This is a genomic window from Psychroflexus sp. S27 (assembly GCF_002810405.1).
GTDB classification, from domain to species: domain Bacteria; phylum Bacteroidota; class Bacteroidia; order Flavobacteriales; family Flavobacteriaceae; genus Psychroflexus; species Psychroflexus halocasei_A.
Map to the genome: position 1 here is coordinate 315,968 of NZ_NEXQ01000024.1, position 24,779 is coordinate 340,746.

Here is a 24,779-nt window from a genome sequence, read left to right on the forward strand (position 1 = left end):
CCTGCTAATCTTTACCCAATAAATATCACTTAAAATCATGAAAGGAAATAGAAGAAAATTTATAAAAAACTTAGGACTTATGGGCGCAGCAGGACTCGTTACGCCAAATCTAGTATTAGGAAATTCACCAGAAAACACAACGATAATGACAAATAAAACAAGACCGAAAGTACTATTTTTTGATGTTAATGAAACCTTGCTGGATCTCACCGATATGAAACAAGAGATAAGTCTAGCTTTAAATGGCAGAGACGATTTACTGTCCTTATGGTTTACAACGATGTTACAATATTCTTTGGTAACCACCGCGAGTGGACAATACGAGCATTTTGGAAACATTGGCGCAGCAGCCTTGCAAATGGTAGCCGCAAACAATGGTATTGAAATCTCAGAAGAAGATGCTCGTAAAACCGTTGTAAATTCTTTACGCGGCTTACCCGCACATCCTGATGTAAAAGAAGCATTAGCACAATTAAAAAATGATGGTTACACCTTAGTTTCCTTTACAAACTCATCAAACGAAGGCGTGAAAAAACAATTTGAAAGCGCTGGCCTATTGGATTTCTTTGATGATAGGTTGAGTGTGGAAGATATTGGAAAATTCAAACCCTTTTCTGATACTTATGCGTGGGCTGCTCGAAAAATGAATGTAAAGCCTGCAGAGTGTATGCTAGTAGCTGCACACGGTTGGGATGTTGCAGGAGCACTTTGGGCAGGCTGGCGCGCAGCGTTTATTAGCAGACCAGGGCAACAAGCTTTTCCTTTAGCCCCAGAAACTGAAATAGCAGAGTCTGATTTACAAAAAATAGCAGATCTTTTGACTCAGTATTGATAGCTGCGATAGCGATTAATAAACAACAAAACCTAAGATTAAAAATAATTAGGTTTGCAAATCTTGAGGAGTGTTGAGTTTGAAAAAACGATTTACAAAGCAAGCATAGGCAATTAGGAAATAACAGAAATAGATGAAACAAAGAATAGCACAAATCACCTTGGTGGTAAAAAATTATGGCAAATCAGATACATAACTTACGTTTGACTTAATGCGATATGTATCCCCATGATTATAAAAATCAAACCACTTAACTTATTCATCCAAAAACTTGATTTCTGATTGCTTTGTATCTTTTGACTAAAGATGCTAGCAAATAATGACAAAAATAGAAACCAAGCCACCCCTATTAAAGCATAAGTAACTCCTAATAACAAAAAAGGGATAGGATTGTTTATTTGCTTTGCTTCAATAAATTGAGGGAAAAATGCTAAGAAGAATAATGCAACTTTTGGATTTAAAGTGTTGGTTATAAATCCGGTCCAAAATTCATTTTTTGAGTGCTTACTTACATTTTTAGTGTGTGTTGGAAAAAGAGTTTTTTTATTTTTAAACTTTAAATAACCTAAGTAAATTAAATAAGCTGCACCTAAGTATTTGATTAGTATTAACGCAAAAGCAGACTTTGCAATAAGTACCGACAGTCCCAATGCTGCAAAAAAAGTGTGAGTTAAAATCCCTGCATTTATTCCCAATGCAGCATAAATACCTGGTTTTCTGCCTTGGCTAACTGATTTGTTTAAAACAAAAATAGTGTCAATACCAGGAGTTATGATAAAGAGCAAAGCCGTTAACATAAAAGTCATTAAATTTTCAATACCCATCACATTTTATCAATTAGGATTAGCAAAATATTTTGGGCAAAAAAACAATTTTGGAAGCCGTCAAAAAATACATATTTTTGATAGACTAATGCTAAATGTGCATTAATTATGACAATTCAACAAATTAAATATTTTCTTGAGCTTGCAAAAGAACTTCACTTCTGGAATACTGCAGAAAAAGTTTTTATTTCACAATCTTCATTAAGTAGACAAATTCAAGCATTGGAGGATGAAATACAGATACAGCTTTTTGATAGAAATAAAAGAAATGTAAAACTGACCGATGCTGGGAAATTTCTTAAAGAGCATTGGACAGAGAAAATAAATGAATTTGATCAATTAATACGACAAGCAAAAAAAATTGATGAAGGAAAATCAGGAACAATAGCGATCACATACCCAGGCTCTATATCTTATAATTTTTTGCCAAACTTCTTGGAAGTTTTAAGAAGCAAATTACCGGACTTGAAAATAGATCTAACCGAACCAACAGACGAAAATCATGAAAAGCTGTTACTAGATTATCAAACAGATTTGGCTTTTAGTAGAGACAAGATTAAGAACGCTAATATTGATTCTCAAAAGCTTTACTCAGAACCAATATGTTTTGTTGTTCCGAAAAACCACAAATTAGCAAAAGGAGAAGTCACTGATTTGAATAAAGAAAAATTCATTATCTCCGGCTTACACCAAAGTACTTTTTACGCTTCTTTATTAAGATCATGGTTTTCAAAAAATGAACTTGAGCCACAAACTATAATCGAATCAGATTTTGGAGGAATGATATTAAACCTGGTTTCAAAAGAACTAGGTGTTTCTATTCTACCACTGTCTTTTCAGTCGGCACATGTTGAAAATGTTGAATTTATTGAAATGGAAGAAAAAATAGACTTGTATGTAAACTGGCGAAAGAACGAACTTAATAACACAATTAAAAAAATAATTGAACTAGCTAAAAAATTATGAAAGCTGTTTATGTTTAAGTCTCGTATCTTAAGTCCAGTTCCATCTTTTTGTGTTTTTATTCCAAAGATGAAGATATAAAACATCTTCAAAAATCAACATTAACATTTTTTTTACGTAACCAGTTAAGTTGTTTTTATATATTTGCGTAACCAATTACATAATGTGATATGAATACGGATTTTTTAATAGAAATGGGATTTCCTGGTTTAACCGGTAGACTCAAAAGACTTAATGATTTATTTGTATATCAAACCAAAGAATTTTACAAAGAAAGAGGCATAGAGATAGAGCCGAATTGGCATATGGTTTTCTCGCTTTTACAAAAGCACAAAAGCTTAACAAACACTGAAATTTCTGAGATGCTTCAACTTTCTCACCCAGCTATTGTTAAGTTGGTTAACAAGATGAAAAAAAAAGGCTATCTAAAATCTATTCAAGATCCAGATGATCAGAGAAAGTACCAAATCAGTCTTTCGAAAAAGGCAGAAAAGGAATTACCTGAAATGGAAAAATTGTGGGAATTAGGAAGTCAAGCCATAGAAGAATTATTAGGAGAAGACAATGTGCTACTAGAAAAACTATCAGTTTTAGAATCAAATATGGCTGACTTGAACTTTAAAGAACGAATGGAAAAAAAGTTAGAAGAAGAAAATTAAAAGCGAATTTATTGTCTAATAAAAAAATTAAAAAAGATGAAAATATTAATTATTGGAGGTAATGGAATAATTGGTAAAAAAGTTGTTTCCCATTTTAAAAAAGAAAACGAAGTATTAATTGCAAGCCGTCATAGCGGAGATGTTCAGGTGGATATTGCTAATAGCGATTCTATTCAGAAAATGTTTGAAGAAACCGGAAAACTTGATGCCATTATCTGCATTGCTGGAGAAGCGAAGTGGGCCGCATTTAACGAGCTAACGGAAGAAGATTATTACATTGGTCTTAAGAGCAAATTAATGGGACAGGTCAATCTTGTAAGAATTGGAAAAGAATATTTAAATCCTCAAGGTTCAATTACGCTTACCACAGGAATTTTAGCAACAGAGCCAGTGGCGAAGACGACCAGTGCAGCCATGGTGAATGGAGGGATTCACAGTTTTGTTAAAGCAGCTGTATTAGAATTTGATAATGCTATGCGGTTAAATGTCGTTTCGTCTGATATGGTTGAAGATGCTTATGATAAATATAAAGATGTATTTCCTGGGCACAATCCAGTCCCAATGAACAAGGTGATTAATGGATACGTCAAAAGTGTTAAGGGTAAGATAAATGGAGAAATCATTCAGATAAGAGGTTAACTTACTTTTCATTAGACGTAGTAAATATTCAAGAGAACCTTCTCCATCATTTACAATGAACCAAAACATTGGAATGAAACTAACAAGACTGATGAGGTGCTAGTCTCATTTTTAATTAAATCAAGTTTAAACACCACATTATAATTTAAAAATGATTAGCTAGAGCTTCATTTTATGTAACTGATTACGTAAAATGAATGAGGCTATGTCATTTTAAAGCTAAATCCTGATGCTATGATAATCAAACAAAACAGCGACAACAGGCTGGAATTTAGAGAATTAAACTCCTCATTGATTAATTGTTTAACCAGTGAATTTATTGAACCTGCAGATATTTCCGCCTCAAAGTCGATGCAAGATTTGTCTCATATTTTGAGGCTTTTAAATATTGAGTTTAACTCAAAGGCTATCTTCTCTAACAAACACTATCTGCTTTTGATCAGAGAGAATAAGATCATTGGCTATGTCATACTGAGTGATATTGTGCAAGGAGCAGAGGCAGTTATTAAGTTTCAATTTATTAATAATTATATCGATGATGATGAAATACTGCAAAGTCTTAAAGAAACTATATAGAGGGTTTTCGATAGGTTTCAGCTTGATTGACTTGTTTTTCGAATTTATAAAAACACTGGAAACAAACAGCCAGGAACAAGGATTTTAGAAATATATCAAGCATTCCCCATCGGATTTTTACATGCCGATGACAACATTGCTGAGTTTGTTATTAGAAATAGCAGATTCAGTCCAAAAGAAGATTTTTATAATTTGTGATTCTATAAGAAGCACATAAAACTCATTTTTATATGCAATTACTATTTCAATATGCTCAGCAGCTTAAAAGAGGAAAGAATACAAAAAGTATTTCCTGGAAATTAGATGCCAAAAGACTCCTATTATTTCTAGGGGTAATTTTTGTAGCTTCTAATTTAAGAGCGCCACTTACTTCTGTTGGCCCTGTGGTAGATCAAATCAGCAAGACCTTTTCACTGTCGAACACGGCTGCGGGACTAATCACGACTATTCCTTTAATTGCATTTTCGCTTTTATCTGGTGTAGTTCCTAAATTTTCAAAGAAGTATGGAATGGAGCTCGTGCTACTTTCTTCACTTATATTATTAAGCATCGGTCTCACTTTTCGTTCTTTAGGAAGCATTGTCACTTTATTTTTAGGTGCTGGCTTGGTAGGAATGGCTATTACTGTAGGAAATGTGCTTATGCCAGCTTTTATAAAAAATAATTTTCCAAATAAAGTTGGCGCTATGATGGGTATTTACTCTGTAGTGATGAATTTAACCGCTGCATTGGCTGCAGGGTTCAGTATTTCTCTAGGACAGATTACTGGATTGGGATGGAAAGGGTCTATTGGTGTTTGGCTTATCCTGGCGCTTATAAGCATTCCCATTTGGATGCCACAAGTGAAAAGTAAAAAGAAAGCTAGAAAACTTAAAGTACAGGAAGGAGGCTTTGGCACCCATCTTTATAAATCTGGTTTAGCCTGGGCGATCACTGTTTTTATGGGAGTACAATCTTTAATGTATTACTGTCTTGCAGCCTGGCTCCCCAAAATTATGCAAACCTGGGGTATGTCTGAAGGAGATTCGGGTTGGGTGTTATCTTATGTTCATTTTGCTCAACTTCCTATGGCACTTTTGGGAGCCATTATAGCAGATAAGATGAAGAACCAGAAGCTGCTTGTCGGTTCGATTGGTGTATTCTATTCTATAGGAATCATAGGTATTCTGGTTTTTAAAACAGAATATATTATACTGTGGTGTATATTAATTGGTTTGGCCAGCGGTTTAGCTTATAGCTTGTCGATGCTGTTTTTAGTTTTACGAACAAACAACACAACTCAGGCTACTGAAATGTCTGGAATGGCACAAGGTTTCGGATATTTTATCGCTGCCTGCGGGCCACCTTTATTTGGCGCTTCATTCGATATTTCGCAATCCTGGAGATTTTCATTGATTTTACTTTTAGTAATGGGTTTAGTGCTTATTTTTACAGGGATAATAGCAGGAAATGCAACTAAAATCTGTGAGTCTTGAGTCTAATAGTCTCTAAAGGTGATAAATTTTAAATTCAGAATTCTCTAAAGTTTACAACCTAAAATACGATTAACTGATTACACAAATAATCGTATCACTATTCACTAATAGCGGATTAAATGTATTTTTGAACTCTAAATTTTATTTTATGCAGCTCAATGATTTTGTTCAAAAGCAAACCGGAATTGCTTTGCCTCAATTGTCAGCAACGCTTGAATTGATCAATGCCGATGCGACAATTCCTTTTATTGCACGTTACCGAAAAGAGCACACTGGCAATCTTGATGAGGTGCAAATTGAAAATATTCTCAAGGCCAAGGAAACTTATGAAAAACTTGAAACGAGGCGCACAAGTATTCTTGAAACTTTAGAAAGTCAAGGTGATCTAACAGAAGAATTAAAACTGAATATCAAAAAAACACAAGATCTTACCAAGCTTGAAGATCTTTATTTGCCTTATAAAAAGAAACGAAAAACAAAAGCTGATGTTGCCCGTCAGCAAGGTGTTGAGCCTTTAGCAAAAATGATCATGGCACAGCAAAATTTAGATTTAAATCAAATTGCTAAAAAATATATTTCAAAAGATTTAAAATCTGTTGATGAAGTTCTTGAAGCTGCAAGACTTATTATGGCTGAATGGATTTCTGAGCGTTTGTCAGTCAGAGATTTTTTACGTTATCAATACGCTAATCATGCATTGATTGAAACGAAAGCCATCAAAACCAAAAAGGATGAACCTAAAGCACAAAAGTTTGTTGATTATTTTGATTGGTCAGAGCGGTTGAAAAATATACCTTCTCATCGATTTTTAGCCATACAACGTGCCGAAAAAGAAAGCTTTATCAGGGTTAAATTACAACTTGATGATGCTTATATTTTTTCTAAAATTGAAGAAAAACTCATCAAAAGTGAATCAGATGAAGCGGAACAAATTCGTTTATCTCTTCAAGATGCTTTAAAAAGATTGCTGCTACCTTCCTTGAGTAATGAAGCATTACAAAATTCTAAAAAAGAAGCAGACGAAGCTGCTATAGATGTTTTTGCTAAAAATCTGAAACAGCTTTTATTAGCGCCACCATTAGGTGAAAAAGAAGTCTTGGCAATAGATCCAGGCTTTAGAACAGGCTGTAAAGTTGTTTGTTTAGATGCTGAAGGAAATTTAAAACACAACGAAACTATTTTTCCGCATGCACCTCAAAATAAATCTAAAGAGGCTATCAAAAAAATCAGCACTTTAGTTGAAGCTTATAAAATTAAAGCCATCGCTATTGGTAATGGTACAGCCTCTCGTGAAACAGAAGCTTTGGTCAAACGTATTTATTTCAAGCATGCGCCTGAGGTTTTTGTGGTAAGTGAAGCTGGTGCTTCAATTTATTCTGCGTCTTCAATTGCACGAGAAGAGTTTCCAAATTACGATGTCACTGTGCGTGGAGCAATTTCCATTGGTCGACGTTTACAAGATCCTTTGGCTGAGCTAGTCAAAATTGATCCTAAATCCATTGGTGTTGGCCAATATCAACATGATGTTGATCAATCTCAGTTGAAGAAAAGCTTGGATCGTGTTGTCGAAAGTTGTGTTAACTCTGTTGGAATTAATCTCAATACAGCAAGTTATTCTTTATTGAGCTATGTCTCGGGAATCGGTTCTGGTTTGGCTAAAAATATTGTTGATTACCGACAGGAAAATCAGGGTTTTAAATCGCGTGCTGAACTCAAAAAAGTAAAGCGTTTAGGCGATAAAGCTTATCAATTGTCCGCAGGTTTTTTAAGAGTTAAAAATTCTAAAAATCCTTTAGATGATTCTGCTGTTCATCCAGAACAATATGATGTTGTCAAAAAAATGGCAAAAAGTGAAGGCTTAAAAATTGAAGATTTAATCGGCAACAAATCGGTTTTGTCACAAATTGATTTTGAGAAATATCAGACAGATGAAGTTGGACTTTATAGCCTTCAAGATATCATTAATGAATTAGAAAAAGCAGGTTTAGATCAACGGGAAACGGCAAAAGCTTTTGCTTTTAATCAAAATATCAAGACGATTGAAGATTTGGAAGAAGGACAGCTGTTACCAGGAATCGTCAATAATATCACCAACTTTGGTTGTTTTGTTGACCTTGGTATTAAAGAAAGTGGTTTGATTCATGTCTCCAATCTGGCTGATGAATTTGTGAAAGATGTGAATGCGCATGTAAGTTTGCACCAGCAGATTTTGGTTAAAGTTTTAGATGTTGATATCAACCGAAAAAGAATTCAATTGAAATTAGAAAAGACCTTATCCTAAGTTTACTTTTCAAAAGTCTATTTTTGTAGAAAATATTTAGAAGTGAGTGATCAAAATTTTGATGTGATTATTGTTGGAGGTGGCGCTTCAGGTTTTTTTGCAGCTATTAATTTAGCGAAAAAGAAACCTGATTTAAAAATTCTGATTCTAGAAAAGACTAAAAAATTTTTAAATAAAGTCAAAATTTCGGGCGGAGGTCGATGTAATGTAACGCACGCTGAATTTCTTCCGAAAGAATTGTCTAAAAACTATCCGCGTGGTGAGAAAGAATTGCGAGGTCCTTTTCATCGATTTATGACAGGCGATATGATGGCGTGGCTTGAAGAAAGAGGTGTTGAACTCAAGATTGAAGAAGACGGCCGAATTTTTCCAACTTCAGATGATTCTCAAACAATTATTGATTGTTTTTTAAGCGAAGCTCATAAATATAAAGTTGATTATAAAACCTCTCAAGCCGTCAAATCTATTGAAAAAATAAATGATTCATGGTCTGTTAAAACAACTCAAGAAAATTATTCAACTGAGTATTTAATTATTGCTTCAGGGAGTAGCCAACAAATGTGGAAGCTTATGAGAAATCTTGGACATCAGATTATAGAAGCTGTTCCTTCGCTATTTACATTTCATATTGAAGATGCTTTGCTAAAAGGTTTACAAGGTTTAGCTCTGCCGACTGAAGTGAAAGTTTATGAAGGGAAACGCTTAGTTTTAAGCTCAGATGGCGATACCTTAATCACACATTGGGGATTGAGCGGTCCAGCCATTTTAAAACTTTCTGCCTGGGGCGCACGTGAGTTAAATCAACTGAATTATCAGTTTCAACTTCGGGTCAATTGGCTACCTCAGCATTCAACGGAATCTTTATCAGATTTACTGACAGGGCAACAAAAAGATTTTCCTAAAAAACAGATGTCAACTTTTTCAATTGAAAATTTACCTAAGCGTTTTTGGTTAAAGGTTCTTCAGAAATCAAATATTGAAGAAACACAAAAGTGGGCAGATTTATCAAAGAAAAATCAAACTGATATTATTTCAGTTCTTCTCAATTCAAAATTAAAAGTGACAGGCAAAAGTACTTTCAAAGATGAGTTTGTCACGGCAGGCGGAGTTGAATTAAAGGAAATTGATTTCAAAACTTTTGAAAGTAAGTTGCATCCTCAACTTTATATTATTGGTGAAGCACTTAATATTGATGCGATTACAGGTGGTTTTAATTTTCAGAATGCCTGGACAAGCGCTTACCATGTTGCAGAAACAATTGCCGAAGCTTAAATTTTAAAAAGAATTCAGTCGCCAAATTTCAAAGTTAAGTGCAGCCGCAAACAAAATCCAAATGATATACGGAATGAGTAAATAAGCAGCGGGTTTATAAACCACTTTAAACCATTTATAAGTTAGCAAAACAAGTGCAATAAGCGAAATAATAACGATAAGTCCGAAAATAGGAGACTTTAGACCAAAAAATGCAATTGACCATAAAGCATTAAGCAAGAGTTGGAAGCCAAAATGATAAATGGCCGTTTTTACCCATAAATGATACAAACCTTTATACCAAACTAAAGCCACTGAAACTCCCATCATGATATAAAGCACAATCCAAACAGGAGCAAAAAGCCAAGGTGGAGGATTGAAAAATGGTTTTTCTAAAGTTGAAAACCAAGTGTTGACTGAGCTTTGTGTAGCCACAGAAGCAATGAGCCCAACTCCGAGACATATCAGGATAGAAATGATAATTTTGAGAGTGAGTTTTTGTCTCATGGATTTCTTTTGGGTAAGCAAAATAAAAATTTAAAATCTTTCTCACAATAAAATTTGTTAGGGTCTATTATCTTTGCGTAAAATTATTTTATGCAAAAGCCAGAATTTGTTTGTCATAAAAAAGCTAGATATTTATTAGGACAAAGCTTTTCAGCTTCGGCGCCAAGTAATATCGCTTTGGTTAAATATTGGGGGAAGTATGGCGAGCAATTGCCGACTAACACTTCAATTAGCTTTACTTTAAACGCTTGTAAAACTGATACAAAATTGGTTTTTAAATCAGAAAACAAATCTAATGATTTTGTATTTGATGTTTTTTTTGAAGGTGAAAAATCTGAAAATTTTAAGCCGAAAATCAAATCTTTTTTTGAAAGAATAGAAGCTTATGTTCCTTTTTTGAAACAATATGAATTAGAGATTCACACAAGCAATACTTTTCCGCATAGTAGTGGTATTGCCTCTTCAGCAAGCGGAATGGCTGCTTTATCAAAAGCGATAATGGAAGCCGAAAAGTCCTTTAGCCAACCTACTGAAGAATATGCACAACTCAAAACTTCATTTTTGGCACGCTTAGGTTCTGGAAGTGCTTGTAGAAGTACATCTGGCGATTTGGTAGTTTGGGGTGAGCATTCAGAAATTCCTGAAAGTTCAAACTATTATGGTATTCGATATAACCAAGCTTTACATCCGAACTTCAAAGATTTTCAGGATTATATTTTACTAGTTGATAAAGATCAGAAACAAGTGAGCAGCAGTGTTGGTCATAATTTAATGCATGATCATCCATTTGCAGAGCAGCGTTTTAAGCAAGCTAATCAGCATATCACAGCTATGCAATCTGTTTTAGCCTCTGGCGATTATGAGCGTTTTTTTAAAATTGTAGAGTCAGAAGCTCTAAGTTTACACGCCATGATGATGACGAGTCAGCCTTATTTTATTTTGATGAGACCAAATACTTTGGAGATTATTGAACGCATTTGGAAGTTTAGAAAAGAGACTAAACTCCCTCTAGGTTTTACTTTAGATGCAGGTGCAAATGTGCATTTGTTATTTTCAACTTCTGTGAAAACTGAGGTTGAGAATTTTATAGAAAATGAATTAAAACAATTCTGCCAAGCTGAAGAATATATCAAAGATTACGTGAACATCAAATAACAGACTGTTAATTAATCAAGTAAAACTTTGCTATACTTTAAGAAATATTTAATTTTGACGCAACTAACCACGAAAATTCAAACACTATGAAGGGTCCATTATTTTATTCGAAAATACTACTTTTTGGTGAATACGGAATTATTAAAGACTCCAAAGGTCTATCAATTCCTTATAATTTCTATAATGGAGCTTTAAAAGTTGATGATAATCTTGATGGAAAAGCGAAAAAATCCAATCAAGAATTATTGAAATTTGCTAGCTATCTTGAAGAGGTTAGTAATGATTCTGAGAGCGAAGTCACTTTTGATATTGATAAATTAAAATCTGATGTTAAAGCAGGTTTGTATTTTGATAGTAGCATTCCTCAAGGTTATGGTGTTGGGAGTAGTGGTGCTTTAGTTGCTGCAATTTATGATAAATATGCGCTCAACCGAATTACAGTTTTAGAAAATCTTGGACGAGAAAAACTTTTAAAGCTGAAAAGAATTTTCTCAAAAATGGAATCTTTCTTTCATGGCAAATCATCAGGTCTCGATCCTCTCAACAGTTATTTAAGTTTACCAATTTTAATCAAATCTCATGAAGATTTGGAGCCAGCAGGCATTCCTTCACAAACGGCTTCAGGTAAAGGCGCAGTTTTTCTTTTAGATAGCGGTATTGTCGGTGAAACTGCACCAATGGTCAGCATATTTATGGAAAACATGAAGCAAGAAGGCTTTAAAAACATGATTAAAGATAAATTTGTCAAGCATACTGATGCTTGTGTTGACGATTTCTTAAAAGGTGATTTTAAATCATTATTTACGAATGTCAAAAATTTATCAAATGTTGTCCTAGATAATTTTAAACCGATGATTCCTCAAAAATTTCATGAATTATGGAAAAAAGGAATTGATACAAATGCTTACTATCTTAAACTTTGCGGTTCTGGCGGAGGTGGCTATATTTTAGGTTTTACTGAAGATTTTGAAAAAGCACAAAAAGCTTTAGGTGATCACAAATTAGAGGTGGTTTACACATTTTAGATACTTAAAAAAGATGGCTTCAGGAAGCAGGAAAATAATTCTAAAATTTTTCAGTCTTTTTTCCGTTGTTAGAGGCTACAATATTCTTGTTTTAGTGATTGCGCAATATTTGGCTTCCATGTTTATCATGGCACCTGATATTCCTATTCGTGATGTTGTTCTTGATTCTAATTTATTCCTTATCGTTTTGTCGAGTTCATTGGCAATTGCCTCAGGGTATATTATCAATAATTTTTACGACTCAGAAAAAGATTTAATCAATAGGCCACAAAAGACTTTGTTGGATAATTATGTGAGTCAAAACACGAAATTAGGAGTTTATTTTTCATTGAATTTTCTGTGTGTTATTTTAGCGAGTTATGTTGCTTTTAAAGCTGTGATTTTCTTCTCGGTCTATATATTTCTTTTATGGTTGTATTCTCATAAACTAAAGAAGTATCCTTTCATCGGAACCTTGACAGCATCTTTGTTAGCAACGCTTCCTTTCTTTATTATTTTTGTTTACTATCAGAATTTTGCACCTGTTATTTTTATTCATGCGTTTTTCTTATTTCTTTTAATAAGCATCCGTGAATTAGTGAAAGATCTTGAAAATTTGAGAGGTGATTTTGCGCAATCATATTATACCATTCCTGTTATTTACGGAACGCAGTTTACACGAAAGCTGATCACATTTTTAGTGCTCTTGCTTTTTATTCCTGCCTTTATCTTAATTAACTTTTATGATATTGGTTTGATGCTGTATTATTTTGTTTTTACAGTCTTATTTTTTATTGCTTTTATCATCAAATTATGGAATTCGATACATCGTCACGATTATGTTTTACTTCATAATTTCTTGAAATTTCTGATTGTTTTAGGGATTTTTAGTATTGCATTAATTGATATCCAGCAAGTTATTAAGCGTTTATTCTAAGATTAGAGTTGTTATTCTTCATTATTAAATCTTACATTTGCAAAAAATTGAGAGAATGAATAAACGTAAATCAAATTCTAAATCAAATCAGTCAAAGAAAGGCGGTAAAAAGAATTTGAAGCAAGTCAAGGTTGATAAACAGATCAAAGACCCAAATGCTGGTATGCGTCTGAATAAGTATATTGCCAACTCTGGCGTGTGCTCGCGACGTGATGCTGATATCTATATACAAGCTGGAAGTGTGACTGTCAATGGTGAAGTTGTCATTGCAATGGGACATAAAGTAAAACTTGACGATGAAGTCAAGTTTGACGGGCGTCGAATTAATCCTGAACCAAAAGAATATTTCTTATTAAATAAACCTAAAAGTGTTTTTACAACAGGGAGTTACCGAAATAATAATATGACGGTTTTAGATATGGCTGCACGTGTAACGAAAGCACCTGTAAAACCTGTGGGAACTTTAGAAAGTTCTGCAATGGGATTATTATTAATGACGAATGACGGAACTTTAGCTAAGAAATTGGCAAACATGAAGTCTGGGATTTCACAGATTTATGATGTTGAATTGAAGAAGCCTTTAGATCACGCACATTTACAGCAAATAAAAGATGGTGTTCTTATTGAAGGTTACAAAGTTTATATTGAAGATGTGAGCTATGTGGATAATAAATCTAAAAAACATGTGGGTATCGAATTAAAAAGTCAACGTCCAAAAATCATCCAAAAAATATTCACGAAATTAGGTTATGAAATTCATAAGCTTGATCGTGTGCTATATGCGAATTTAACAAAAAAAGATTTGCCACGTGGCCGTATGAGACCATTGACGAAACAAGAAATTATTAATCTTGGAATGTTATAAAAATCCATTAAATTGAAGAATAAAAAAAGAGTCATTTTCAACTGAAAATGACTCTTTTTTTGTAAGTTAAGATTAAGAGATTAATCTCTTAAAACACTTCTAGAAATGACAACTTTCTGTATTTCTGAAGTTCCTTCATATATTTGAGTGATTTTTGCATCACGCATCAATCTTTCGACGTGATATTCTTTTACATATCCATTACCACCATGCACTTGTACAGCTTCTGTTGTCACATCCATCGCGACTTGAGAAGCGTATAATTTAGCCATTGCACCTGATAAGTCATAGTTTTCGCCATTGTCTTTATCACAAGCAGCCTTCATGACTAAGTGACGAGCCGCTTCAATATGTGTGTGCATATCAGCAATTTTGAATGCAATTGCTTGGTGATTCATAATTTCTGTACCAAAAGCTTTTCTTGTTTTTGCATATTCTTTTGCTAACTCATAAGCGCCAGATGCAATCCCTAGAGCTTGAGCAGCAATACCGATGCGACCGCCAGAAAGCGTTTTCATGGCAAATTTAAAACCAAATCCATCTTCACCAATTCTATTTTCTTTAGGAACTTTAACATCATTAAAGTTTAATGAATGCGTATCGCTTCCACGAATTCCCATTTTTTGTTCTTTAGGACCAACTTCAAAACCTTCCATACCTTTTTCAACGATAAAAGCATTGATGCCTTTATGTTTTTTCTCTCTATCAGTTTGAGCAATCACAAGGTAAATATCAGCTGAATTCCCGTTGGTAATCCAGTTTTTAGTTCCATTGATGACGTAATGATCACCTTTGTCAATTGCAGTTGTTTTTTGTGAAGTTGCATCACTACCAGCTTCAGGTTCACTTAAACAAAATGCACCAATTTTTTCGCCAGTCGTTAATTTTGAAAGATATTTTTTCTTCTGCTCTTCAGATCCGTAAGTGTCAAGACCCCAACAAACCAAAGAGTTGTTAACAGAAACAACAACAGATGCTGATGCATCTACTTTAGAAAGTTCTTCCATTGCAAGAACGTAAGAAACGGTGTCCATTCCGCCACCGCCGTATTCAGGAGAAGCCATCATTCCAAGAAATCCAAGTTCACCAAGTTTACTGATTTGCTCTTTTGGGAATTCTTGTTTCTCATCTCTCTCGATAACTCCTGGAAGGAGCTCATTTTTAGCAAAATCACGCGCCGCTTGGCGAATCATTTCATGCTCTTCTGTTAGCTTAAAATCCATGTGTTAAAATTACTTTTAATTAGTTTCGCAAATATAGTGAGAACCTATGTAATATTTAGCAAGTATTAAGTACTTTTACGAATTGTTGAATGAAATTTAAATAAATGTTGTTTTTTTGGGGGATTCTGTAAAGAAATATCACGTGCTAGGCGCTATGTCTGGAACTTCATTGGACGGCTTAGATCTTCTCGAAGTTGTGTTTTTCTTCAACCAAAACACAAATTCTTGGTCTTATCAACTCAAATCATCCGCGACTTATTCTTACTCCAAAAAGATAAAAGAAAAACTGTCAAATGCTCATCAATATAAACATGAAGATATTGAGAAATTAGACAGAGAATATACGCAAGTTTTGGCCGATATGATGAATCGGTTTATCAGAGAAAATCAAGTTGAAAAACTTGATTTTGTTGCTTCTCACGGACACACAATCTTTCATCAACCCGAAAATAGATACACTTTACAAATCGGAAATCGACCAGAATTAAGTCGATTAATTCAACAAAATGTCATTTGTGATTTTCGAGTTCAAGATGTTGAGTTAGGTGGTCAAGGCGCACCATTGGTACCTATTGGCGATAAATTGTTGTTTTCAGAATATGAGGCTTGCTTAAATCTTGGAGGTTTTGCCAATGTTTCTTTTCAAAAAAAGGAACAAAGAATTGCTTATGATGTTTGCCCTGTAAATAAAGTACTCAACTTATACGCAAGCCAGTTAGGTTATGATTTTGATGAAAACGGGAAGATAGCTGAAAGAGGAAAGGTTCATCAAGATTTATTATCAAAACTTGACAGCTTGGCTTTTTATCGACAAAAACCACCTAAATCTCTGGGTGTTGAATGGTTAGATAAAGAGATTTTCCCTTTAGTTGATGGATATCATATGAATGTTGAAGATAAAATCTCAACATTTACACAGCATACTATTAATCAGTTAAGTCAATCTTTAAAAGGAATGAAAAAGATTTTTGTGACAGGTGGTGGTGCGTATAATAATTTTCTGATTAAAGAATTAAGTGGAAAGATAAAAGGTGAGATAATATTGCCTTCAAAGGAACTTATAGAATTTAAAGAAGCATTGATTTTTGCTATGATGGGCGTTTTGTATTTCAGGAATGAAAATAATATTCTTGCTGAAGTTACTGGCGCTTCAAAAGATCATTCAAGTGGAAAATATTTTGGAATAACTAAATAAAAGTAAACCTAAAATGAAAAATCTCTTAAAAAAGTTTGAATCAAAAGAGCCTGAAATTGTTTTTCAGTGGATAGATTCAGAAACAGAAGCAGAAGGTTGGGTTGTTATTAATTCTTTACGAGGCGGAGCCGCAGGAGGTGGTACACGTATGCGCAAAGGGCTAGATAAAAATGAAGTTTTATCATTAGCCAAAACAATGGAAATCAAATTTACAGTTTCTGGGCCTGCTATTGGCGGAGCAAAATCAGGTATTAATTTCGACCCAGATGATCCAAGAAAAGCTGGCGTTTTAGAGCGTTGGTTTAGGGCTGTTTCACCAATGTTAAAAAGCTATTATGGAACCGGTGGTGATATGAATGTTGATCAGATTCATGAAGTGATTCCTAATATTGAAAAATATGGTGTATGGCATCCACAAGAAGGTGTCTTTCAAGGGCATTTTCAAACAACAGAAACTGACAAAATCAGTAGAATTGGTCAGTTAAGAAGCGGAGTTTCCAGAGTTGTAGAAAACCCTGACTACACACCAGATCAATTTAGACAATATACCGTGGGAGATATGATTACTGGCTATGGTGTATCAGAGTCAATCAAGCATTTTTATAATATTTATAAAAGCTCTGTCAAAGGCAAGAAAGTTATTATTCAAGGTTTTGGAAATGTTGGTTCTGCAGCGGCTTATTATTTAACTGCTTTAGGTGCAAAAGTTGTCGGTATTATTGATAAAGATGGCGGTCTTATTGAGAAAGAAGGTTTTTCTTATGAAGAGATGAAGCATTTATATTTAAACAAAGATGGTAATACTTTAAAAGCAGACAATATGCTCAGTTTTGATGAGGTTAACTCTCAAATTTGGTCGATTGGTGCTGAGGTTTTTGCACCTTGTGCTGCTTCTCGAATAGTTACAAAAGATCAAGTTAATCAAATGATTGAACATGGTCTTGAAGTGATAGCAAGTGGGGCGAATGTTCCTTTTGCTGATAAAGAAATTTTCTTTGGTTCCATTATGGAACATGCAGATCAAAACATCAGTTTAATACCAGACTTTATTTCAAACTGTGGTATGGCAAGAGCTTTTGCATATTTTATGGGTGAAAAAGTTCAGATGACTGATGAAGCCATTTTCAATGATACTTCAATCACTATTAAAAACGCTATTCAAGATATTAAAAATAAAAATTCTGATTTAAATAACATCAGTAAAACTGCATTTGGAATCGCATTAGAAAAACTTTTATGAGCTAATTAAATGACAACAATTTTAATTTTAGCCTTTGTGCTTGGCTATCTAGCAATCACATTGGAACATCCATTAAAACTGGACAAAGCAGTTCCTGCTTTACTCATGGGAACATTTATGTGGGCAGTACTTGCGATAGGTTTTAACTACGGCTGGTTTGATATCATTAACTATAAAGGTGATGTTTTTAGTTTAATTGAAGGACCATCAGAATCTGATAGTTATGGTTTTACTAAAAATTTGATGCATCATTTCAGTAATATAGGTGAGATATTATTTTTCTTAATTGGTGCCATGACGATTGTTGAAATCATTGACTTACATCGTGGTTTTGGTATTATCAAAAAAGTGATTAAGCCAAAAAGTAAAAAACAATTACTTTGGATTTTAGGTATTTTAGCCTTCTTTTTATCTGCAGTGATTGACAACTTAACGGCTACAATTATTCTCATTACCTTATTAAGGAAAATTATCGTTTGGCACAAATACCGCGTTTGGTATGCAGCGATGATTATTATAGCTGCAAACGCAGGTGGTGCTTGGTCGCCTATTGGTGACGTGACAACAACCATGTTGTGGATTGGTAACAAAGTGACGGCAGTTGGCCTTTCAGAATATGTTATTGTCCCGTCTATTATTTGTTTTGTTGTGCCGTTTTTTATCGCAACCAAGATGAAACCCTTTAGGGGAAAAGCCATGCGTCGTGAGATGATTACTGATGAGAAAACAGAGCGTTTACTCAGTAGTAAAACAATGCTTTACATTGGGTTAGGAGGAATAATTTTTGTTCCTATTTTTAAAGCAATTACAGGATTACCACCTTATTTAGGAATGATGTTTAGTTTAGGTATTGTTTGGTTATTCTCAGAATATGTGAAACCTGTGAAAAACCTCCCTAAAGATCAAAAGCACTTATACTCAACAAACCGAGCTTTATCTAAAATAGAATTTTCAAGTATTTTATTTTTCTTAGGTATTTTACTTGCCGTTGCGGCTTTAGAAAGTACTGTTTACGGAAGTATTTCTGGTATTGAAGTCGGAACTTTACGCTATGCAGCAGAGAGTATTTCAAATGCAATTCCTAATATGGATGCTGTTGTCATTCTTCTGGGAATGTTATCGGCACTTATTGATAACGTTCCGATGGTTGCGGCCACAATGGGAATGTACACTTTTGAAACTGATAGCCCAATTTGGCACTTTATCGCTTATTCTGCTGGGACAGGAGGAAGCTTATTAGTGATTGGTTCTGCAGCTGGTGTTGCAGCAATGGGTATCGAAAAAATTGATTTCATTTGGTATCTCAAAAAAGTCAGTTGGCTCGCGCTTGTCGGATTTTTGGCTGGTGCAGGTGTCTTTATGCTGATAGAAAAATTCTTATATGCATAAATAATCCAAAATATATTGAGTTCATTTAAAAGCTTTGCATCAACCAATTTGGTGTAAAGCTTTTTTATTTGGCCTTTTATTTCTTTTAAAATCTATCTTACTATCTCTTGATAAAAAATCTTGTTAACCGAGATTATTTGTTATAACTTTGAACGATAATCCTTTCTCCATGAAAAATCTTTTCCGTTTTCTTTTACTAAGCATATTTTTAATTTCAATTTCATGTCAAGACAAAACACCGTCTGAAACTGATAATTTATTTAAGTTCAAAGAATTTATTTCTTATCACACGCAAGGCAGAGTTTCCATTGCAAAACCTATCAGAATTAATTTAGCTCAGCCTTTAGAGCAATATGAATTGAATCAAGAAATTCCAGCAAGTTATATAGAAATTTCTCCTAATATCAAAGGGAAATTATATATTGAAAACAATAATTCTTTAGTTTATCAACCCGATGAAAACCTAAAACCAAATACTGAATACCAAGTCACATTAAAATTAAGTGAGCTTTATGATGACATAGATGATGATTTTAAACAATTCAGCTTTAGCTTTAAAACAATTCAGCCAAATTTTAAAGTCAACCTCGGGAGCTTACAATCTTATTCTAAAGAATGGCAGTACGTGACAGGCGACATAGAAGCTTCGGATATAATCGATTTTTCTAATGCTAAGAAACTCATCAAAGCGTCTCAAGACAAGAAAAGCCTTTCTATAAAGTGGCAAGATAAAGTTGAAAATGGAAATTACTTTAGATTTACGATCGACAGCATTAAGCGACAAGTTGATGATTCTCAAGTAAAGATTGAATGGGATGGTAAAGCGATTGATGCTGATCATAAAGGTCAAAACTACTATGATATTCCTGGTCAAAATAATTTTACCATTATTGATTTTAAAACAAATTTGACTCAACAGAGTTCGTTAGCAATTAACTTTTCAGATCCGCTTGATGAGAATCAAAATTTTAAAGGATTAATTACCATTAAAGATCAAAATAACTTAAGATTTGAAGTTGATGGAAATGTCCTCAATGTTTATCCTTCAACTCGAATAACAGGAAATGTTAGTATCAATATTTTTAAAGGCATAAAAAATATCTCTGGCTATTCGCTAAAGAAAGATTTCTCAGAAAGTGTGTCTTTTGAACAACTAAAACCTGCGGTACGTTTACTTTCTAAAGGGGTTATTTTACCAAGTTCAGTATCTACGCCTATCTATTTTGAAAGTGTCAATCTTTCAGCTGTTGATGTTCGTGTTATCAAAGTTTTTGAAGATAATATGTTGCAATTTCTTCAATCTGGTAATTTAAATTCACAAAACAATTATAACATTCGACGTGTTGGTCGACGAATTGCTAAAAAAACAATCAATCTTTCTCATGAAAACGATTTGGAATCTAATTCATGGAAAGCACATGCGATTAATATTTCAGATTTTATAAAAGCTGATCCAGGTGCGATGTACCAAATTGAAATCAGCTTTAAAAAAGAATACAGCAATTACGAATGTACTGAAACAAATCATTCGACAGAAAATGAAGAAATCAATGAGACAAACTTCACTTCAGTAGAAGAAGAGCTTGAAGAACAGTATTGGAATAATGAAATTTATGATTGGCGAAACACACCATATAATTGGCAAGAGCGAGACAATCCTTGCGATCTTTCATATTATGACGAAGATCGTTTTGCTAGCATCAATGTTTTAGGATCAGATTTGGGACTTATTGTAAAAGAAAGCAATAATCGCTCTTATCATTTTGCAACAACAAACCTCATCACAGCTCAACCAGAAGGTGGCGTCACTGTTGAATTATATAATTTTCAGCAACAGCTCATTTCTTCAATAAGAACGAATCAAGAAGGCTTTGCACTAAGCGATAATTCAGAAAAAGCAGCTTTCGCTATTGCGCGCCAAGGACAAAATTATGCTTATGCCAAACTTGATGGTGGAAATGCACTTTCGTTGAGCAAATTTGATGTTTCTGGGAAAATTCTAAAAAAAGGTTTAAAAGGTTTTATTTATGCTGAAAGAGGTGTGCACCGACCAGGAGACACCATTCATTTAACTTTTGCATTAAACGACAAAGCGAATCCTTTACCTGAAAATCATCCTGTCAAATTACAAGTGAAAGATGCTCGTGGAAAATTAGTGAAGCAAGAAGTTCTCAGCGAGAATAAAGATTCTCAAAATGCTAAAAATGGCTTTTATTATTTTCCTATTATAACTGAAGATTCTTCGCCAACAGGGAATTGGAATGCGACTGTTTTTGTCGGTGGTGCAAGTTTTAGCAAAACAATTCGTGTTGCAACAGTAAAGCCAAACCGACTTAAAATAGCTTTGGACTTTGATGATGAAATATTAGATGCTAGCAAAGCTATTTCTGGAAAACTCAGTTCAACATGGTTGCATGGTTCACCCGCGAGAAATTTAAAAGCTGAAATGGAAGTGACTCTAACTTCTCAAAACAATGCTTTTGAAGAATTTCCACAGTATAATTTTACGGATCCTGTTCGAGATTTTGAGAAAATTGAAATGCCAATTTTAGAAAGTCAACTTTCAGAAAAAGGAGAAGTTAATTTCAGTAAAAATATTAATCTTAATAAAAATGCGCCAGGGATGTTGAAGGCAACTTTCCTGACAAAAGTTTTTGAAGGTGGCGGAGATTTCTCTATCGATGTTTTTTCAAAGAAATTAGCACCTTATAATTATTTTGTTGGACTCTTAACGCCAGACCCACATCAATATGGTGCTTATTACACTGATGAAAATACTGTTTTCGATGTGCTTTCTGTAAATGCGCAAGGTGAACTTGCTGGCAATAGAGAACTTGAAGTCAAAGTTTTTGAAATCGAATGGCGTTGGTGGTGGAGTCGTGGAAAAGACAATTTATCTCGTTACGACAATACCAATACTTACAAGCCAGTTAAGGAATTTACAGTCACGACTAATGCCGAAGGTAAAGGGCAATTTACAGTGAATATTCCTGAGCGTCAAAGTGGGCGCTATCTTATTCGTGTGATTGATAAAGTTTCAGGACATGCAACAGGAGAAACTGTTTATTTTTATAGAAACTGGTCTAAAAGGCCAACAAGCGGCGATGCAGAGAGTGCAAAAATGTTGGTTTTTTCTTCAAATAAAGATTCTTACAAAGTTGGTGAAGATGCTGTGATTACTTTTCCTTCTGGAAATAAAGGTCGTGCATTTATCAGTATTGAAAACGGAACAGAAGTTATCAGCAAACAATGGGTTGATACGCAAAAAGGTGAAACTCAAGTTTCAATTCCGCTCACTGAAGAAATGGCACCTAATGTTTATGTCAATATTTCTTTGATTCAACCACACGAACAAACCAAAAATGATTTGCCAATCCGTCTTTATGGGATTATTCCGTTAATGGTTGAAAATCCGAATACTAAATTAAATCCTGACATTGAAATGCCTCAGGTTTTAAAACCAGAACAAAAATATAGCATCAAAATCTTTGAGAAAAATGCTAAAGAAATGACTTATACTTTAGCCGTTGTTGATGAAGGTTTACTTGATTTAACCAGATTTACAACGCCTAATATTCATGCTGCTTTTTATGCGCGAGAAGCTTTGGGCGTCAAAACTTTTGATGTTTTTGATGATGTTATCGGTGCATTTTCTGGAAGTGTCGATCAAATTTATGAAATTGGTGGTGGTGATGCTGCAGCTGGTGCTAAAAATAGAAAAGCTGATCGCTTTAAACCAGTTGTGACTTATTTAGGGCCTTTTCATCTTCAAAAAGGAGAAACGCAAAGGCATGATTTATACATGCCAAATTATGTAGGTTCGGTGAGAATGATGGTGATTTCAGGGGATCATAAAAAAGCAGCTTACGGAAAAGCAGAAAAAACAGTTCCAGTGAGAAAACCTTTAATGGTGCTTGCTTCATTACCAAGAAAATTATCGCCAGGTGAAAAAGTGACACTTCCCGTAACTGTTTTTGCGATGGAAGAAAAAGTGAAAAATGTGTCTGTTCGCATCAAAGAAAGCGAAGCTTTTTCACCGATTGGTTCAACTTCTAAAAATATTTCATTTAATGAAGTTGGTGAACAAATTGTGAATTTTGAGTTTGAAGTGAAAAACGCAAATCAACCTCAGAATTTTCAAATTTTTGCCTCTGGAAATGGAGAAAAAGCAAAAACATCGATTGAGATTGATGTTGAAAACCCAAATCCTATTTCTCAGATTTCCAACACTTATATACTGGAAGGTGATGAAGTAAAAGAGATTAATTTTGAAACTTTTGGAATTGAAGGCAGTAATAAAGCTTCTATAGAATTTTCAACTCTTCCTGCAATGGATTATAACAAACGTATGGATTATTTAATCCGTTATCCACATGGTTGTTTGGAGCAAACAACTTCAGCTGGATTTCCACAGTTGTTTTTAGGGGATGTTTTTGATATCACTTTTAATAAGAAAAAAGAGATTGAAAAAAATATTAAACAAGTGATTCAGCGTTTAAATAAATTCCAAACGCATAATGGCGGATTAAGCTATTGGCCTAGTCAAAACGAAGTTGATGAATGGAGCACAAATTATGCTGGTCATTTTATGCTTGAAGCCAAGAAGAAAGGTTATGCCTTGCCAATTAGTTTTTTAAGCAATTGGTTGAGCTATCAACAAAATCAGGCGAGACAATGGCGTAATTCTTACACGAGATACAATTCTAGTTTAACGCAAGCTTATCGTCTTTATACTTTAGCTTTAGCAGGAAAACCCGAATTGGCTGCGATGAACCGTTTACGAGAATCTGGTGAAATGAGTAATGATGCCAAGTGGCGATTGGCTGCAGCTTATGCTTTAGCAGGAAAAGAAAGTGTGGCTCAACAAATTTCAGAAACAGCGAATATTAATTTTAAACCTGAAAAGTATAATTATTACACCTATGGTTCTCCTTTCAGAAATAGAGCAATGGCTTTGGAAACAATGGTTTTACTTGGCGATGAACAACAAAGAGAATTATCAATTTCTTTAGCCAAAAATTTATCTTCACAACGTTGGTTCAGTACACAAGAAACTTCTTATGCCTTAATGGCTTTAGCAAAAATGGCCAATAAAAACGGTGGTAAAGCGATTGAGTTAAATTATGAATTGAACGGAGAATCCTCAAATGTGAAAACAGAAAAAGCTTTAGCTGAAAGGGCTTTAAATGTTCAAATAGAAACAAATTCGTTAAGGCTTAAAAATCTTAGAGATAACAGGCTTTTTGTGACAGTATCACAATCTGGAAAACTTCCGTTGGGTGAAGAGTTAATCAATCAAAGTAATCTTGTGATGAAAACACAATTTATTGATGGCGCAGGGAATCCGATTGATGTTTCTAATTTAAAACAGGGCACACAAATCATAGCTCAAGTTGCTGTGACTAATACTTCTATGGATGCGGTTAGCAATGTTGCTCTGTCACAAATTTTCCCTAGTGGTTGGGAAGTGATTAACACGAGTTTTACTGATTTAGGAGAAGGAGTAAATAGTGAAGCTGATTACCAAGATATTCGTGACGATAGAGTGAAATATTATTTTAGTGTTGATGCTAATAAAACGAAAGTGTTTAACATTAAACTTAATGCTTCCTATTTGGGAACATATTATTTGCCTGGTGCACAAGTTGAGGCAATGTATAATGCAACTTATTTTGCAAGAACACGAGGTAACTGGGTGAAAGTTGTCCAATAATAATTCTAAGAAGCTCAACCTTACCTTTTAAGTTGAGCTTCTTTTAAAGTG

19 protein-coding genes are annotated in these 24,779 nt (G+C 34.1%); 16 read left to right on the forward strand and 3 right to left on the reverse strand.

Annotated features, from left to right (window positions below):
• Positions 1-37: 37 nt before the first annotated feature.
• Complete coding sequence (locus CAP47_RS09230) at positions 38-832, forward strand: haloacid dehalogenase type II (protein WP_153043513.1); 795 nt, start codon at positions 38-40, stop codon at positions 830-832.
• 197 nt (positions 833-1,029) lie between these two features.
• Here CAP47_RS09230 and CAP47_RS09235 read toward each other — a convergent pair whose 3' ends face one another.
• Positions 1,030-1,656 (reverse strand): LysE family translocator, encoded by a 627-nt coding sequence (locus CAP47_RS09235; RefSeq protein ID WP_100776357.1) that lies wholly within the window; start codon positions 1,654-1,656, stop codon positions 1,030-1,032.
• 108 nt (positions 1,657-1,764) lie between these two features.
• On the opposite strand from CAP47_RS09235, the gene CAP47_RS09240 reads away from it, so the two are divergent.
• The 7 genes from CAP47_RS09240 (at position 1,765) to CAP47_RS09270 (ending at position 9,521) form a co-directional block, all read left to right on the forward strand.
• Positions 1,765-2,622 (forward strand): LysR substrate-binding domain-containing protein, encoded by an 858-nt coding sequence (locus CAP47_RS09240; RefSeq protein WP_100776358.1) that lies wholly within the window; start codon positions 1,765-1,767, stop codon positions 2,620-2,622.
• Between the two features lie 167 nt (positions 2,623-2,789).
• On the forward strand, positions 2,790-3,278 hold the full coding sequence (locus CAP47_RS09245; RefSeq protein WP_100776359.1) for a MarR family winged helix-turn-helix transcriptional regulator: 489 nt from the start codon (positions 2,790-2,792) through the stop codon (positions 3,276-3,278).
• Positions 3,279-3,314: 36 nt separating this feature from the next.
• Positions 3,315-3,917: a short chain dehydrogenase gene (locus CAP47_RS09250; protein ID WP_100776360.1), complete on the forward strand. Its 603-nt coding sequence runs from the start codon at positions 3,315-3,317 to the stop codon at positions 3,915-3,917.
• Positions 3,918-4,151: 234 nt separating this feature from the next.
• Complete coding sequence (locus CAP47_RS09255; protein WP_100776361.1) at positions 4,152-4,493, forward strand: hypothetical protein; 342 nt, start codon at positions 4,152-4,154, stop codon at positions 4,491-4,493.
• 230 nt (positions 4,494-4,723) lie between these two features.
• Positions 4,724-5,968, forward strand: a complete 1,245-nt coding sequence (locus CAP47_RS09260) for a CynX/NimT family MFS transporter (RefSeq protein WP_100776362.1) — start codon at positions 4,724-4,726, stop codon at positions 5,966-5,968.
• A 148-nt stretch (positions 5,969-6,116) separates the two neighbouring features.
• Positions 6,117-8,249 carry a Tex family protein gene (locus CAP47_RS09265; RefSeq protein WP_100776363.1) on the forward strand — a complete coding sequence of 711 codons (2,133 nt, stop codon included), beginning with the start codon at positions 6,117-6,119 and terminating at the stop codon, positions 8,247-8,249.
• 42 nt (positions 8,250-8,291) lie between these two features.
• A complete protein-coding gene (locus tag CAP47_RS09270; protein WP_100776364.1) occupies positions 8,292-9,521 on the forward strand; it encodes an NAD(P)/FAD-dependent oxidoreductase in 1,230 nt (409 codons plus the stop codon).
• Between the two features lie 3 nt (positions 9,522-9,524).
• Here the strand turns inward: CAP47_RS09270 and CAP47_RS09275 are convergent, their stop codons facing one another.
• The gene (locus tag CAP47_RS09275; protein WP_100776365.1) at positions 9,525-10,007 is read right to left on the reverse strand and encodes a TspO/MBR family protein; all 483 of its coding nucleotides are present in this window, start codon (positions 10,005-10,007) and stop codon (positions 9,525-9,527) included.
• A gap of 90 nt (positions 10,008-10,097) precedes the next feature.
• On the opposite strand from CAP47_RS09275, the gene CAP47_RS09280 reads away from it, so the two are divergent.
• From CAP47_RS09280 to CAP47_RS09295, 4 genes are all read left to right on the forward strand, one after another.
• A complete protein-coding gene (locus CAP47_RS09280; protein WP_100776366.1) occupies positions 10,098-11,162 on the forward strand; it encodes a diphosphomevalonate/mevalonate 3,5-bisphosphate decarboxylase family protein in 1,065 nt (354 codons plus the stop codon).
• Between the two features lie 86 nt (positions 11,163-11,248).
• Positions 11,249-12,187: a mevalonate kinase gene (locus tag CAP47_RS09285; protein WP_100776367.1), complete on the forward strand. Its 939-nt coding sequence runs from the start codon at positions 11,249-11,251 to the stop codon at positions 12,185-12,187.
• 13 nt (positions 12,188-12,200) lie between these two features.
• Positions 12,201-13,103: a geranylgeranylglycerol-phosphate geranylgeranyltransferase gene (locus CAP47_RS09290; protein WP_100776368.1), complete on the forward strand. Its 903-nt coding sequence runs from the start codon at positions 12,201-12,203 to the stop codon at positions 13,101-13,103.
• A 46-nt stretch (positions 13,104-13,149) separates the two neighbouring features.
• Complete coding sequence (locus CAP47_RS09295; RefSeq protein ID WP_410523966.1) at positions 13,150-13,968, forward strand: pseudouridine synthase; 819 nt, start codon at positions 13,150-13,152, stop codon at positions 13,966-13,968.
• 80 nt (positions 13,969-14,048) lie between these two features.
• On the opposite strand, the gene CAP47_RS09300 is transcribed toward CAP47_RS09295, so the two are convergent.
• Positions 14,049-15,191: an acyl-CoA dehydrogenase gene (locus CAP47_RS09300; protein WP_093238106.1), complete on the reverse strand. Its 1,143-nt coding sequence runs from the start codon at positions 15,189-15,191 to the stop codon at positions 14,049-14,051.
• Between the two features lie 115 nt (positions 15,192-15,306).
• Between CAP47_RS09300 and CAP47_RS09305 the strand changes: the two genes are divergently transcribed.
• The 4 genes from CAP47_RS09305 (at position 15,307) to CAP47_RS09320 (ending at position 24,728) form a co-directional block, all read left to right on the forward strand.
• Positions 15,307-16,386, forward strand: coding sequence for an anhydro-N-acetylmuramic acid kinase (locus CAP47_RS09305; RefSeq protein WP_238141020.1), 1,080 nt, complete (start codon positions 15,307-15,309; stop codon positions 16,384-16,386).
• 13 nt (positions 16,387-16,399) lie between these two features.
• The gene (locus CAP47_RS09310; protein WP_100776371.1) at positions 16,400-17,626 is read left to right on the forward strand and encodes a Glu/Leu/Phe/Val dehydrogenase dimerization domain-containing protein; all 1,227 of its coding nucleotides are present in this window, start codon (positions 16,400-16,402) and stop codon (positions 17,624-17,626) included.
• Between the two features lie 9 nt (positions 17,627-17,635).
• Positions 17,636-19,015 carry a sodium:proton antiporter NhaD gene (nhaD, locus tag CAP47_RS09315; RefSeq protein ID WP_100776372.1) on the forward strand — a complete coding sequence of 460 codons (1,380 nt, stop codon included), beginning with the start codon at positions 17,636-17,638 and terminating at the stop codon, positions 19,013-19,015.
• Positions 19,016-19,184: 169 nt separating this feature from the next.
• Positions 19,185-24,728, forward strand: coding sequence for an alpha-2-macroglobulin family protein (locus tag CAP47_RS09320; protein WP_100776373.1), 5,544 nt, complete (start codon positions 19,185-19,187; stop codon positions 24,726-24,728).
• Positions 24,729-24,779: the final 51 nt, after the last annotated feature.

What these genes read in the sequence shown, in the direction of transcription:
- CAP47_RS09230 (WP_153043513.1), top strand. Translation starts at nt 38, where the DNA reads ATGAAAGGAAATAGAAGAAAATTTATAAAAAACTTAGGACTTATGGGC.
- CAP47_RS09235 (WP_100776357.1), bottom strand. Translation starts at nt 1,656, where the DNA reads ATGGGTATTGAAAATTTAATGACTTTTATGTTAACGGCTTTGCTCTTT.
- CAP47_RS09240 (WP_100776358.1), top strand. Translation starts at nt 1,765, where the DNA reads ATGACAATTCAACAAATTAAATATTTTCTTGAGCTTGCAAAAGAACTT.
- CAP47_RS09245 (WP_100776359.1), top strand. Translation starts at nt 2,790, where the DNA reads ATGAATACGGATTTTTTAATAGAAATGGGATTTCCTGGTTTAACCGGT.
- CAP47_RS09250 (WP_100776360.1), top strand. Translation starts at nt 3,315, where the DNA reads ATGAAAATATTAATTATTGGAGGTAATGGAATAATTGGTAAAAAAGTT.
- CAP47_RS09255 (WP_100776361.1), top strand. Translation starts at nt 4,152, where the DNA reads ATGATAATCAAACAAAACAGCGACAACAGGCTGGAATTTAGAGAATTA.
- CAP47_RS09260 (WP_100776362.1), top strand. Translation starts at nt 4,724, where the DNA reads ATGCAATTACTATTTCAATATGCTCAGCAGCTTAAAAGAGGAAAGAAT.
- CAP47_RS09265 (WP_100776363.1), top strand. Translation starts at nt 6,117, where the DNA reads ATGCAGCTCAATGATTTTGTTCAAAAGCAAACCGGAATTGCTTTGCCT.
- CAP47_RS09275 (WP_100776365.1), bottom strand. Translation starts at nt 10,007, where the DNA reads ATGAGACAAAAACTCACTCTCAAAATTATCATTTCTATCCTGATATGT.
- CAP47_RS09280 (WP_100776366.1), top strand. Translation starts at nt 10,098, where the DNA reads ATGCAAAAGCCAGAATTTGTTTGTCATAAAAAAGCTAGATATTTATTA.
- CAP47_RS09285 (WP_100776367.1), top strand. Translation starts at nt 11,249, where the DNA reads ATGAAGGGTCCATTATTTTATTCGAAAATACTACTTTTTGGTGAATAC.
- CAP47_RS09290 (WP_100776368.1), top strand. Translation starts at nt 12,201, where the DNA reads ATGGCTTCAGGAAGCAGGAAAATAATTCTAAAATTTTTCAGTCTTTTT.
- CAP47_RS09300 (WP_093238106.1), bottom strand. Translation starts at nt 15,191, where the DNA reads ATGGATTTTAAGCTAACAGAAGAGCATGAAATGATTCGCCAAGCGGCG.
- CAP47_RS09310 (WP_100776371.1), top strand. Translation starts at nt 16,400, where the DNA reads ATGAAAAATCTCTTAAAAAAGTTTGAATCAAAAGAGCCTGAAATTGTT.
- nhaD (WP_100776372.1), top strand. Translation starts at nt 17,636, where the DNA reads ATGACAACAATTTTAATTTTAGCCTTTGTGCTTGGCTATCTAGCAATC.
- CAP47_RS09320 (WP_100776373.1), top strand. Translation starts at nt 19,185, where the DNA reads ATGAAAAATCTTTTCCGTTTTCTTTTACTAAGCATATTTTTAATTTCA.